Source organism: Microcystis sp. M165S2 (genome assembly GCF_020245885.1).
Classification (GTDB): domain Bacteria; phylum Cyanobacteriota; class Cyanobacteriia; order Cyanobacteriales; family Microcystaceae; genus Microcystis.
Window position 1 is genome coordinate 1 of record NZ_JADBTZ010000224.1, and the last position, 11,853, is coordinate 11,853.

The 11,853-nt window shown below is 43.5% G+C and carries 13 protein-coding genes and 1 pseudogene; 8 read left to right on the forward strand and 6 right to left on the reverse strand.

The features are described from left to right. Positions 1-326 precede the first annotated feature (326 nt). Positions 327-1,832, reverse strand: a complete 1,506-nt coding sequence (locus IM479_RS11490; protein WP_287674784.1) for a UbiD family decarboxylase — start codon at positions 1,830-1,832, stop codon at positions 327-329. Positions 1,833-2,012: 180 nt separating this feature from the next. On the opposite strand from IM479_RS11490, the gene IM479_RS11495 reads away from it, so the two are divergent. Both IM479_RS11495 and IM479_RS11500 read left to right on the forward strand, forming a co-directional pair. Next, on the forward strand, positions 2,013-3,104 hold the full coding sequence (locus IM479_RS11495; protein ID WP_287687778.1) for an AAA family ATPase: 1,092 nt from the start codon (positions 2,013-2,015) through the stop codon (positions 3,102-3,104). Further along, entirely contained in the window at positions 3,097-3,798 is a 702-nt protein-coding gene (locus IM479_RS11500) for a DUF3226 domain-containing protein (protein ID WP_159297669.1), read from the forward strand. The genes IM479_RS11495 and IM479_RS11500 overlap by 8 nt, the downstream gene beginning before the upstream one ends. A gap of 52 nt (positions 3,799-3,850) precedes the next feature. Here IM479_RS11500 and psbV read toward each other — a convergent pair whose 3' ends face one another. Beyond that, the gene (gene psbV, locus IM479_RS11505; RefSeq protein ID WP_287687777.1) at positions 3,851-4,336 is read right to left on the reverse strand and encodes a photosystem II cytochrome c-550; all 486 of its coding nucleotides are present in this window, start codon (positions 4,334-4,336) and stop codon (positions 3,851-3,853) included. A 128-nt stretch (positions 4,337-4,464) separates the two neighbouring features. Continuing rightward, positions 4,465-4,671 carry a hypothetical protein gene (locus IM479_RS11510; RefSeq protein ID WP_002735525.1) on the reverse strand — a complete coding sequence of 69 codons (207 nt, stop codon included), beginning with the start codon at positions 4,669-4,671 and terminating at the stop codon, positions 4,465-4,467. A gap of 414 nt (positions 4,672-5,085) precedes the next feature. Between IM479_RS11510 and remA the strand changes: the two genes are divergently transcribed. From remA to clpP, 3 genes are all read left to right on the forward strand, one after another. Continuing rightward, complete coding sequence (gene remA, locus IM479_RS11515; protein WP_287687775.1) at positions 5,086-5,355, forward strand: extracellular matrix/biofilm regulator RemA; 270 nt, start codon at positions 5,086-5,088, stop codon at positions 5,353-5,355. Between the two features lie 12 nt (positions 5,356-5,367). Next, positions 5,368-5,922 (forward strand): guanylate kinase, encoded by a 555-nt coding sequence (gene gmk, locus IM479_RS11520; protein ID WP_286826456.1) that lies wholly within the window; start codon positions 5,368-5,370, stop codon positions 5,920-5,922. 160 nt (positions 5,923-6,082) lie between these two features. Further along, a complete protein-coding gene (gene clpP / locus IM479_RS11525) occupies positions 6,083-6,799 on the forward strand; it encodes an ATP-dependent Clp endopeptidase proteolytic subunit ClpP (protein ID WP_287687773.1) in 717 nt (238 codons plus the stop codon). 417 nt (positions 6,800-7,216) lie between these two features. On the opposite strand, the pseudogene IM479_RS11530 reads toward clpP, so the two are convergent. Beyond that, positions 7,217-7,795: pseudogene (locus IM479_RS11530) on the reverse strand (RNA-guided endonuclease InsQ/TnpB family protein); the annotation flags it as partial. A 333-nt stretch (positions 7,796-8,128) separates the two neighbouring features. On the opposite strand from IM479_RS11530, the gene IM479_RS11535 reads away from it, so the two are divergent. From IM479_RS11535 to IM479_RS11545, 3 genes are all read left to right on the forward strand, one after another. After that, entirely contained in the window at positions 8,129-8,590 is a 462-nt protein-coding gene (locus IM479_RS11535; RefSeq protein ID WP_004163378.1) for a hypothetical protein, read from the forward strand. A gap of 129 nt (positions 8,591-8,719) precedes the next feature. Continuing rightward, a complete protein-coding gene (tgt, locus tag IM479_RS11540) occupies positions 8,720-9,844 on the forward strand; it encodes a tRNA guanosine(34) transglycosylase Tgt (protein WP_287699415.1) in 1,125 nt (374 codons plus the stop codon). Between the two features lie 50 nt (positions 9,845-9,894). Next, on the forward strand, positions 9,895-10,032 hold the full coding sequence (locus IM479_RS11545; protein WP_008206475.1) for a photosystem II reaction center protein K: 138 nt from the start codon (positions 9,895-9,897) through the stop codon (positions 10,030-10,032). A gap of 300 nt (positions 10,033-10,332) precedes the next feature. Here the strand turns inward: IM479_RS11545 and hetL are convergent, their stop codons facing one another. After that, positions 10,333-10,995 carry a heterocyst differentiation pentapeptide repeat protein HetL gene (gene hetL / locus IM479_RS11550; protein ID WP_287687767.1) on the reverse strand — a complete coding sequence of 221 codons (663 nt, stop codon included), beginning with the start codon at positions 10,993-10,995 and terminating at the stop codon, positions 10,333-10,335. A 266-nt stretch (positions 10,996-11,261) separates the two neighbouring features. Then, positions 11,262-11,624 carry an ArsR/SmtB family transcription factor gene (locus tag IM479_RS11555; protein ID WP_002738764.1) on the reverse strand — a complete coding sequence of 121 codons (363 nt, stop codon included), beginning with the start codon at positions 11,622-11,624 and terminating at the stop codon, positions 11,262-11,264. Positions 11,625-11,853 lie beyond the last annotated feature (229 nt).

Below are 11,853 nucleotides of genomic sequence, written 5' to 3' on the forward strand. Positions count from 1 at the left end.
CAGGGGCACCTGAGCGACTCTCAATCTAGCTAAAAGCCTTTTCCTGTAAGGTTTTTAGCTTTATTCAGCAAACCCTATTTAGGGTTTGCGGCAAAAAGTTTTTCGTGGGGGTAGGGTGTGGGGTGTGGGGTGTAGGGTGTAGGGTGTAGGGTGTAGGGTTTTACCCGTTTTCAGAGGGTCAATTACCTAATTTTCGGGGAAAAAGTACCTGAATTCCCCCCCCGACCACTCCTAGCTAAGGCACTTTTTGATTTCAAAAAAGCCTAAAGATATTATCCAACAAGGTTTTTAGATTTATTCAGCAGACCCTATTTAGTCGGTTAAATCTACATTTCGTAGCCAAACTTATTGGCATCCACTTCTTGTAAATTAATATCGATTAAACCGTATTCTAACCAGCGTTGGGAAACCTTGAGTGCCATGGCAGTATCCGACTCCAAAGGTTCCCCCCATTCGTGGTCAGTTTCGGGATACATTTTAGTGGTGGCATCAATTCCCATTCTCCCCCCCAAACCGACCTTTTCGCTGGCAAAATCGAGGCTATCAAAGGGGGTTTCCGGGAGAATAAACACATCGCGAACCGGATCCACTTTAGAACTAATTGCCCAAACCACTTGCCGGGGGTCGCGAATATTAATCTCCTTATCGACGACGATGACAAATTTAGTATAGGTGAACTGGGGTAAGGCACTCCAAAAAGCTAAGGCCGCTCGCCGCGCTTGTCCAGGATAGGCTTTATCAATGGAGATAATCGCCGCTTTATAGCTTAAAGCCTCCATAGGTAGGAAAAAATCCCTGATTTCCGACACCTGTTGCCGTAAAATCGGTGTATAAATACGATTAAGAGCGATAGCCATCATCGCTTCTTCCTTGGGAGGACGACCGCTAAAAGTGGTTAAATAAATGGGGTCGCGACGATGGGTCATGCAGTGGAAATGAATCAGGGGTGAATCTTCCACACCGCCATAGTAACCCATGTGATCACCAAAGGGTCCATCTGGCAATACCTCTCCGGGAGTAATTGTTCCTTCCAGGACGATTTCTGAGTCGGCCGGCACTTCCAAAGCGAGGGTTTTACACTTGGCTAACTGTACCCCGGAACCGCCGTACAATCCCGCAAACAGCCATTCTGAGAGATCTACGGGGATAGGAGTGGCGGCGGCCATGATAATCAGAGGATCAACCCCTAAAGCGATGGCTATTTCTAATTTTTTGCCCATTTGTGCCGCTTTTCGCAGGTGACGCGCCCCACCGCGCACGGATAACCAGTGGACGGTCATGGTATTGTGAGACTGTAGCTGTAAGCGATAGACACCGACGTTAGGGGTTCCCGTTTCGCAATCTTTAGTAATTACTAGCCCTAGGGTGATAATCTGGCCTGCATCCCCCGGATAGGGGCGAATCATCGGAATTTTCTTTAAATCTACTTCATCCCCTTCTAAAATTACCTGTTGACAGGCAGGGAAAAAGTTACGGTTGGGTTTGGCTTTCAGGACATCAAATAAAACTTTACCAAAATCGATCGCTTGGGAGAGTTTTTTCGGGGGTTTCGGTTGTTGCAACAGGGCGAGTTTTTTGCCTAAATCTTCCAATTCTTCGGGTTTATTCAGGTTCATCGCCCAACAGATGCGTTCTACCGTTCCCATCAGGTTAATAGCGACGGGAAACTCTGCTCCTTGCACGTTTTCAAACAGTAGGGCCGGTCCCCCCACCTGTAGCATCCGATTAGCGATCTCGGCAATTTCTAAATCGGCAGAGACCGATGCACTAATGCGGCGTAATTGCCCACGATCTTCTAAAAGCTTAATAAATCCTCGTAAGTCTCTAGCCATGATGAAGAAATGTAAATAAATCCCTGTCTCTATTATCTCTTAGGGCGGCAGTTTCCGTCAGGGATAGTCACCGTTTTGAGAGTTTGAGGCGATTCTCGTCTAGAATTAAGTAAAAAAATCCCCATCTCGCCAGCTTCATTCCTAACCCTAAATTTATGCTTATTCAGCCCGGAGGTCAACATGATTAAGGATCTTGAAATTAGTAATTTTAGGTGTTTTGAGAATACCAAAATTGAAGGTTTTGAGCGAGTTAATTTAATTGGGGGTAAAAACAATTCAGGGAAAACTGCCTTGTTAGAGGCAATATTTTTGTATAGTTATCCCTATCCAAATACTATTGATCACATCAGAGGAATCATTCGTAAGCAATCTTTAGCAGTTGTTCAGGCTATTCCTAAAAATGCTTGGGATAATCTATTATTCAATCTTGATAGAAAAAATATTATTGATTTAAAAGGCTCCCAATCTAATCAAGGAGATAAATTGGTAAAAATATCGATTTCCGATTCTCTTAAAGATAATGTTCTAGTTCGCCCTGAAGATTGGCAACAATTATATAATTTTATCGCTAAAAATAAATCGGTTATTTCTATCTTAAATATACAAACAAGTTTTGACCCTGATAATGACTCAAATGATGGTCAACTGAACTATTTTTTAATTGCTAGTTCTGAGGGAATACTCGCTTTACCTGATCCAGGTGATGAGGAACCAGTAATCATTGCCGCATCTGTCAGTAAATCTTTGGAAGAATTGAGTGAGTCCTATACTAAAATAGTTTTTAATGAACAGGAAGAAGAAGTGCTAAAAGCTCTACAAATTCTCGATCCGTCCATTGAGAAAATAGAAAGTTTTTTTCTGGGCGAACCAAATTTATATCTGAAAAGAAAAGAGACAAAACGCTTACCCATATCTCTTTTTGGTGAAGCTATTAATCGTCTGATAGAGATAATTTTTGCTCTGCTGCTTAATCCGCAAAAAATCATTTTTATCGATGAAATAGAAAATGGTCTTCACTATACTGCTTACCCAGATATTTGGAAAACTTTATTCCGATTAGCTATGGAACTAGATAGCCAAATTTTTGCCACAACCCATAGTTTAGAGATGATCCAAGCTTTTGCCGATGTGGGGTTAGAATATTATCCAGAACAGGGGGCTTATTTTGAACTAGCAAGGAGTCCCAGAACTGATAAAATTATTGGTATTAAAAGACAATTAAGCACTTTAGAGTACGCCTTAAAACATGGCAATGAGGTGAGAGGTGAGTAACTTATTAATCGTCGAGAGCAAGAATGATAAAATTTTTATCGAAGCCCTAGTAAAATACTTAAATATTAACAAAATTCAGTTAGATAAACCGATTTGCTTTGAGGAAGATGACTATAAATGTTTACAGGGTTTAGATAAAGCTAAATTAACCAGCACTTTCGATGAAATTAAGGCGACTCTTGGTAAAAAAGCTATCCCTAAAGTTGGTATTATTATCGATCAAGATTCTGATACTAAGACAGAGCGACTAAATTGGCTTAACGATTGTCTGAAAAAGGTGTATCCAGAAGCGGAAGATATTAGGGAAACAAGTCAGCTTTATAGATTGACAACAATAGAAGATCAAATCACAGAATTTGCTTGTTATTTTACCAATGTGGAAGGACAAGGAGAACTAGAAACAGTTCTCAAGAAGATTAAAAGTCAAGATTCCACCTATGCGGATTGTTTAGAAGACTGGAGAAATTGTTTAAACAAGCAAGAAAAATCGATTAAAGACAAAGATTTTGATAAGTTTTGGATTAGTAACTATTTACGATTTGATACCTGTTCCACAGAAGACAAAAAACAAGCTGGCAGGAAATGCAGTATGAATGGATTTGATTATGTTATGAAAAACAAACGTCATATTTGGAACTTTGAGCATGAGGTATTAAATGAACTCAAAGAATTTTTACAACTATTTGCTGTCTAATCAAAAATCCCCCTAGAAATCTAGAGGGATCGAGGGATATATGGAGGGCAATTTAGAAGTAAATTGTGCCACCCCAGCGCTCGTCTAGACGGGGAGCAACCAACAGATAAGCAGCGACGTTATACACATCATCTTCGGTCAGATTGCGTAATTCTGGGAAGATATCGGGACGGCTAACATTGGGATGGAATTCGCTCAGATCATCTTCACCATCGTAACTGGTGGGATGTTCTAGATAATCAATCAATGCTAACAGATTATCTCTGGGGGGTTCCGCTTTTGCCAGATCGGCCAGACCCAAACTGACATTATTATTAGTTTTGGTTTTACCTTGCAGGTGACACTTAGTACAATTGGCGACAAAAAGTTTCTGTCCTTCCGTCGCTTGTTCAGAAGTCAAACTCACCGATTCCCCTGCGTCATTGAGGGTGATGGTGAGGGTTTTTTCATCGAGTTCTAAGGCACTAGCGCCGTTAAGATTGAATTGTAATACAAAAAAGACTACAGCGATCGCTGCCACAATCAAACGTTTGATCATTGTTCTCCTACTCGCAATTGTTCCAAGAAAGGGGATTTTAAGGTGACTAAAAAATTTTCTCCTCTGGGAGGGTATCGATCGATTCTAAGTGATCACGGACACCGAGAAGATCGCAGTTGGGAATAAAGTCAAGGGGACGTTTCCGTTTTCGAGGCGGTTACTCCTGAGCGTTGGGATAAAATCAGTGAGATAATTGCTTTAGCATCTTCTAGGGCGAGATTAGTCTGCCGATCTTTATAGGAGATGCCTAATTGGTCGCAAAGTGACAACACAGATTCATCGGCCAGATCGTACTCTGCCGCAATATCAGCGATCGATAGATCAGCAAAACCCATAGTCTAACGCACCCACCAAGGATAGAGAATACTTATTAGTTACCATAATTATCATGCCATTGCTGGGGACATTCTTCACAGTGATCAGTGATCGGTCGTCAGTTATCAGATGTGAGTTTTCAGTTCACTGATTACTGTTTACTGTTTACTGATCACTGAAAAAAAGCTCCCCGCACCCCACACCCCATCACCCCAGACCCTCAAAATTCCCTAATTTTCCCGACTTTTGCCTTTTTATTCCCTAAGATAGAGACTCGTGTAAACAAATTTAATTAAAATCGCAAAAAACCTGAAAAAATACTAAAATGTGATTAAGAATGTTATTTTTAGCGTTGTAAGGCTAAATCTTTCTCGATAACATTGTAATCATACCTCCACACTCTTTTGTACAAAGGACTGCACCTTTGTTAACTTATGGATATACAACTGATCAACATCGGCTTCGGTAATATTGTTTCCGCTAATCGGGTTATCGCCATCGTTAGCCCGGAATCTGCTCCTATCAAACGCATCATCAGTGATGCTCGGGATAAAGGCTGTTTAATCGATGCTACCTATGGAAGACGGACTCGTGCGGTGATCATCACCGATTCTAGTCATGTAGTGCTGTCGGCCATTCAACCAGAAACCGTGGCTCACCGTTTCGTGGTCAACAAGGAAGTGCCTGTTAATAGTAGCAACTAAGTTATTAACCCCATGCAACCCGGTCAATTAATTGTCATTACCGGCCCTAGCGGCGTGGGCAAGGGTACGCTAGTCCGGCATTTACTAACTCGTTTCCCTAACCTCTACCTGTCCGTATCCGCCACTACGCGCCCACCTCGACCGGGTGAAATTGAGGGGGAAGATTACTACTTTCTCGACCGTCCCAGTTTCGAGGAGAAAATGGCAGCCGGACAATTTCTGGAATCGGCCGAATACGCGGGCAACTACTATGGGACACCCCAATCAGCGATCGCCGCTCAATTAGCAACAGGCCAGACCGTAATTCTAGAAATCGAATTAGAGGGAGCCAGACAGGTCTGTCAAAGCTTCCCCGAAGCGAGGAGAATCTTTATCCTACCCCCCAGTTTCGAGGAATTAGAACGTCGTTTGCGCGGCCGGGGCAAAGATGCCGAAACAGCGATCGCCCGCCGTCTAGAGCGCGCCCAAGAAGAATTAGCCGCCAGCGAGGAATTCCCCTATCAAATCGTCAACGATGACCTAGAAACCGCCCTAGATGCCATCGAGAAGATTATTTTTAGCCGTTAGCTGTTGGGGGTTAGGTGTTAGGTTTTAGGGTTTTAGGGTTTTAGGGTTTTAGGGTTTTATAGCAAATAATGGGTTATTTAGGACGCTTTCAATTTTCAAACTCTTATCTGAACAGGGTTTCAGCGATGGATTGTCCTAAGCACCTTGGTCTTTGCTATAGTTGAAATTCCCCACTTCCCCACTTCCCCACTTCCCCACTTTCCCTAATCCCTATCCCCCATTCCCTAGGTTACAATCAAAAAAACTAACCGCAGCAGCAAGACAAGAAAGCGTAATGATTCCTACCGTTATTGAAACCACAGGCCGGGGCGAACGCGCCTTCGATATCTACTCCCGACTACTCCGGGAAAGAATCGTCTTTTTGGGACAAGAAGTAACCAGCGACCTGGCTAACCTAATCGTCGCCCAATTGCTCTTTCTAGAAGCAGAAGACCCCGAAAAAGATATTTACTTGTATATCAACTCCCCTGGGGGTTCCGTTTCGGCCGGATTAGGGATTTTTGACACCATGAATCAAATCCGTCCCGATGTCAGCACCATTTGTATTGGTTTAGCTGCCAGTATGGGGGCTTTTCTCCTCAGTGCCGGCAAACCGGGCAAAAGAATGAGCCTACCCAACTCGCGGATCATGATTCACCAACCCCTCGGCGGCGCCCAAGGTCAGGCCACCGATATCGAAATTCAGGCCAAAGAAATTCTCTATCTCAAACAATTACTCAATGAACACCTAGCTAGTCATACGGGTAAACCTCTCGACCTCATCGCCGAGGATACGGAAAGGGATTTCTTTATGTCCGCCGAAGAAGCCCTAGACTATGGTTTAATCGATCAGGTGATCGATCGCAGTCCTTCCGCTTCTAACCCTCCCAGTAAATAGTTGTCACTAACCCCGCCCTAAAAGCGACGGAGCTTGCCTAGACCAATTTAGGCGACGCAAGTAGAGACTACCGCATCGAGACACAATCTGGCACAGACTTCCGAATTCTTCCCTAGTTCGGATTTCCTCTAAGCTTTATTGGTAAGGCGTTGTTAGACAAGACATCTTGATTGTGTTGCGGTTCGGGACTTTAACTTTACTCTTAAGGATTATCTCCGTGGAAAGAGTTCCGGCTCTTCGTTACTTGTTATGGTTCGATAGGGTGGCATAAATCGACTAAATCCTTATCTGGCAAGAGATTTAATTGATTAGTTCGCTCTAGATCGAAAACAATTGACAAAAATCGCCAAATGTCTTTCTTTATAAGGGTTTCATCTCTTATAATCCTGTCCGTTGCATAAGACAAACGGAAGAACCTTTTAACCCCAGATCTAATCCTAGGCAATGACCCGTCGATTCTGATTGTGGGGTTATATCTCTAATATCGAGTTTTAACATTAACTGGCAATAATATCCGTCAGCACGTTTAACTATTCTTACCCGTTGAATTTGCCATTCTTGAAAATAAAACAAGTCTCGACTACCAATTAGTTTTAACTCCCCAATGTTTTTTCCATCAGTGAAAGTTATTCTCTTGGAATTTCGATTAAGTTTACAACCTGACTTTTTAAACTCAACAGAATGAGTACGTTTAGAGTATTTAGGATACCATTTCGTGCCAGCAATTTTCTTCTTACAGTTACTATAAAACCGAAGAATAGCAGTCCAAGTACGTTCGCAAGCCTGTTGATAAGCTGTAGATTTAAGCTCTTTGACGAAAGAATATTCATCTCTTAATTGAGTTGTATATCGATAAATATATTTTTGTACTACACTCTTATTTTCTGCCCAATATCTAAGACATTTATTCCGAACAAACTGAACTGTCCGAATAGCCTCATCAATGGCTTGATATTGAGATGATTTTCCTCTAAGCTTGTACCGTAAAACAAACATTTTGCGTTATCGACCGCAACGATCGCAAACTATTCCAGCATACTGCAATTACATTGTCAACTATAGGTCAGACTTGTTTTTAGCTGTGCTTTGCTGTTCTATATCGGCATTCATGAGGGGAACCCTGGGGCGAATTACTTCGCCCCTTTAAAAGCCCCGTCCCATCGTACTAAGCGCGAGGGACGAATGCTGACACTAAGTTAAATAACAATGAAAAGTTCTAACGGATTGGGTTAAGATCGAGACGTAACCCGAAAAAAATTGCAACAGGAATCGGTAGAAACCCCCCAGTCACTGGGGTTATTAACGGAAATTTTTTTACTGGCAATCCCTATGAACTATCATCCACCCTCACAGCCCCTGCCCGCCCCCTGTATTATTGATTCTGGCGTGGTCATCGCTAAAGAAGATATGCGTCGTCTCCTCGATGATCTCGGACGAGTTCGCTACATCCATAGTCTCGAAGGAGTGATTCAGAGTGAAGGGGAGGGATGGATAGTGGAAGTTTTCGCCGATTATCAGCAAAGCACCCTAGTTGCTAACTACAGTCTTTATCTCAATACCTATAGCTTCGATTGTCTGCGTCTAACCCGCTCTCCCGACGGTGAAACCTATTTTGATCTGATCCAAGACAATCGGCAATTAAGGTTAATTCCCCTGAGTAATCCACTCCAAGACCCCGATATGAAAGCCCGTCTCAATGCCGATACCCTCGAAGCCATGGTTACTCAGGTACTTTCTGCTAAGTGGGATGTGCAGTTTGAAGACGAAGACGACAACGATTGCCCCTTTTAGGCAGTGAGCAAAAATACTGATAACTGATAACTGATAACTGATAACTGATAACTGATAACTGATAACTGATAACTGATAACTGATAACTGATAACTGATAACTGATAACTGATAACTAATAACTGAAACAGTGGGATTTTCCTTTGAATTAATCGCCCGGTGTCCCCAAACTGGTGCGCGGGTTGGGGTTTGGCATACTCCCCACGGACCGGTAGAAACACCCCGTTTTATGCCCGTGGGAACTTTGGCCACGGTGAAAGGTTTGACCCCCGCTCAAATCGCCAGCACGGGGGCGCAAATGATTCTCGCTAATACCTATCACCTGCATCTGCAGCCTGGAGAAAGTATTATCGAGAAAGCGGGAGGTTTACACGAGTTTATGGCGTGGAATCAGCCAATATTAACAGATTCTGGTGGATTTCAGGTATTTAGCCTGAGTCAACTGCGGCAAATTAAAGAATCGGGAGTCACCTTTCGATCGCCCCGGGACGGTAGAATAATCGAAATTACGCCAGAAAAATCGATTCAGATTCAAAATGCCCTCGGTGCTGATGTGATTATGGCCTTCGATGAATGTCCCCCCACGGGAGTCAGTCATGAGACCATGAAAGCATCCATAGAACGCACCTATCGCTGGTTAGAGCGCTGTCTGAGGGCCCATCAACGACCCCAACAACAGGCTTTATTCGCCATAGTGCAGGGGGGAATTTATGAGGATTTACGGGCAGCGGCGGCGGAATCTTTAGTAAAACTCGATTTACCCGGTTATGCTATCGGTGGCGTGAGTGTGGGGGAAGAAACGAGCCTAATTCATCGCATTGTCCAGATAACTGCCCCTTTACTCCCCGAAAATAAACCCCGTTACCTGATGGGAGTGGGAACCTATCGAGAAATGGCCAAGGCGATCGCTAGTGGCATAGCTCTGTTTGATTGCGTCATTCCCACCCGTTTTGGTCGCCATGGCACGGCTTTAGTGCGGGGAGAGCGTTGGAACCTAAAAAATGCCCGTTTTAAGGAGGATTTCGCCCCTTTAGACGAGACTTGTCCCTGCTACACCTGTCAACACTTTAGCCGTGCCTATCTGAATCATTTAATTAAATCGGGGGAAATGTTGGGTTATATTCTCTTATCTCTGCACAATATCGCCGAATTAATCAGATTTACCCGTGAAATTCGTCAATCTATCCTAGAAGGAACTTTTGCCCAAGATTTTGCCCCTTGGCTTGAGGATGCCTTAGATGTTACCTCAACGTGATAAAATTTCAGGAAACGTTTGAAAATTTTCTTGTCAAGGTAGATAGAGAGATGGAAACTGCACTTTTGTTGGCCAAATTGCCGGAAGCATACCAAATTTTCGACCCTTTAGTCGATGTCTTGCCCCTGATTCCCCTATTTTTCCTCTTGCTGGCCTTTGTTTGGCAAGCATCCGTCGGTTTTAAATAAATCGACTCTCAATTATCAGTTATCAGTGAGCAGTTATCAGTTATCAGTGAGCAGTTATCAGTTATCAGTGAGCAGTTATCAGCTTCTGAAGGCAAGAGGCAACAGGCAAGAGGCAAAAGACAGAATCTGACAATTTTCCTACCTAAAAAGAAGGTTAGAGACTAAGCACATCAAAGCTTTTAGCTTAACCAATTAGGTCTGAGATTCAGCCCTTGTTATCGGATTTGAGTTTTAAGTGAAATGACATCTTTTCACTGATTACTGTTTACTGATCACTGTTTACTGAAAAAGCTTCCCAGATTAAAACAAAGTCCCGGTTAAATCAGCATCAGTCAAGTCCACATCTTCTAAAATTGCCCCGCGCAAATCGGCATAACTGAGATCCGCACCCCGGAAACTGGCCCCAGTGAGATCGGTAATAAATCCGTCTCTTTCGGGACTAGCACGAAAATTAACCCGGCAAAGTCGGCAATCAGCGAAATTAGCTCGATATAACAGGGAGCCGCTCAGATTGGCATAGTTGAGATCGGCTCCGCAAAAGTTAGTTTTGCCTAAGTCCGTGCGTTGGTCGGAAGTGGAGCGAAAATCCGTATCGATTAATAGGGCCTGCTGGAGATTAGCACTGTTGAGATTAACACCGTTTAAGACGGCTTTGGTTAAATAAGTGGCTTCTAAATTGGCTTCGATGAGATTAGCCCCGCTTAAGTCCGCATCTCGTAAACAAGCTCGATAAAAGTCCACTTGACTTAAATCTGCTCCCCAGAGAATCGCCTCACTTAAATCCGCTTCTCTCAGCAGCGATCGCGCGAGGCGTATTTTTCCTAACCGCGCCTGTCGCAGATCGGCACGGCAAAAATTGACTCCTGGGAGGGCAATATTAGTTAAGTCGCTTTCCCGCAAATTAATCCCCCGAAAATCTCTTTCTCCCTCCCGATAGCGTTGACAAAGTTCTTCTAGGAGCATGGATTTTTTTTCTATATCATAATTGAGGCCAAATGTCAAGGGTTTGGTAATTTTTATTTAGGGTTGGCTGAATAAATCTAAAAACCTTGTTGGATAAGACTTTTAGACTTTTTTCCCCTCAAAAAGTGCCAGCCATTGCGGGGAGCGGGGGGAAAATTCCGGGACTTTTTCCCTGAAAATTAGGTAGTTGACCACCTGAAAATCGATAAAACCCCACACCCCACACCCCACACCCTGCCCCCAGGAAAAGCTTTTTGCCGCAAACCCTATTTAGGGAGATGGAAAGCCGGCAGACTCTCGAATTCTCGTGCCCGTTGACGCATTTGCTGACTAATGCGATCGCAAACCACCTGACAGAGATCATAGATCACGGGGTCGGTAATTTGATAGTAAACGCTGACTCCTTGGGGTTGCCGCGAGATAATTCCCGCTTGGGTTAAAGCTTTCAGGTGTTTGGAGAGATTGGCCTGGCCTAGTCCGGTAGCTTCAGCGATTTCTTTACCATTCATCGCGCCTAATTGCAAGCAACTGAGAATCTGTAGGCGACTGACTTCCGACAGGACTTTGAAATAGTCCGCCACCGAAGCGAGGACGACGCTAGAGGTTTGGGGGGAGAAACTGTCTAACATAGGTAGGTAATAAAGTGACCAGTTAAAAAGGCTGACAATAGGTTATCGTTTAAAACTTTATAACTATTGACTACTATAGTTTAACTGGAGAGTTGACACTCCCCGCTCTAAAGAGACGGGGATTCTTGGTTCACAGAGATTACTTGCGAAAGACAGAATTGCTTCTGAAAAAGTAGAGGTATTCTCTCCCCAAGCGTTTATTGGGTCGAGCCCAAAGGTTCCGGTATGC

Bases quoted from the DNA above. Each gene is read 5' to 3' on its own strand.
- hetL (WP_287687767.1), bottom strand. From the start codon at position 10,995: ATGCTCCTAGAAGAACTTTGTCAACGCTATCGGGAGGGAGAAAGAGAT.
- IM479_RS11545 (WP_008206475.1), top strand. From the start codon at position 9,895: ATGGAAACTGCACTTTTGTTGGCCAAATTGCCGGAAGCATACCAAATT.
- gmk (WP_286826456.1), top strand. From the start codon at position 5,368: ATGCAACCCGGTCAATTAATTGTCATTACCGGCCCTAGCGGCGTGGGC.
- IM479_RS11495 (WP_287687778.1), top strand. From the start codon at position 2,013: ATGATTAAGGATCTTGAAATTAGTAATTTTAGGTGTTTTGAGAATACC.
- IM479_RS11555 (WP_002738764.1), bottom strand. From the start codon at position 11,624: ATGTTAGACAGTTTCTCCCCCCAAACCTCTAGCGTCGTCCTCGCTTCG.
- psbV (WP_287687777.1), bottom strand. From the start codon at position 4,336: ATGATCAAACGTTTGATTGTGGCAGCGATCGCTGTAGTCTTTTTTGTA.
- IM479_RS11490 (WP_287674784.1), bottom strand. From the start codon at position 1,832: ATGGCTAGAGACTTACGAGGATTTATTAAGCTTTTAGAAGATCGTGGG.
- IM479_RS11510 (WP_002735525.1), bottom strand. From the start codon at position 4,671: ATGGGTTTTGCTGATCTATCGATCGCTGATATTGCGGCAGAGTACGAT.
- IM479_RS11535 (WP_004163378.1), top strand. From the start codon at position 8,129: ATGAACTATCATCCACCCTCACAGCCCCTGCCCGCCCCCTGTATTATT.
- remA (WP_287687775.1), top strand. From the start codon at position 5,086: ATGGATATACAACTGATCAACATCGGCTTCGGTAATATTGTTTCCGCT.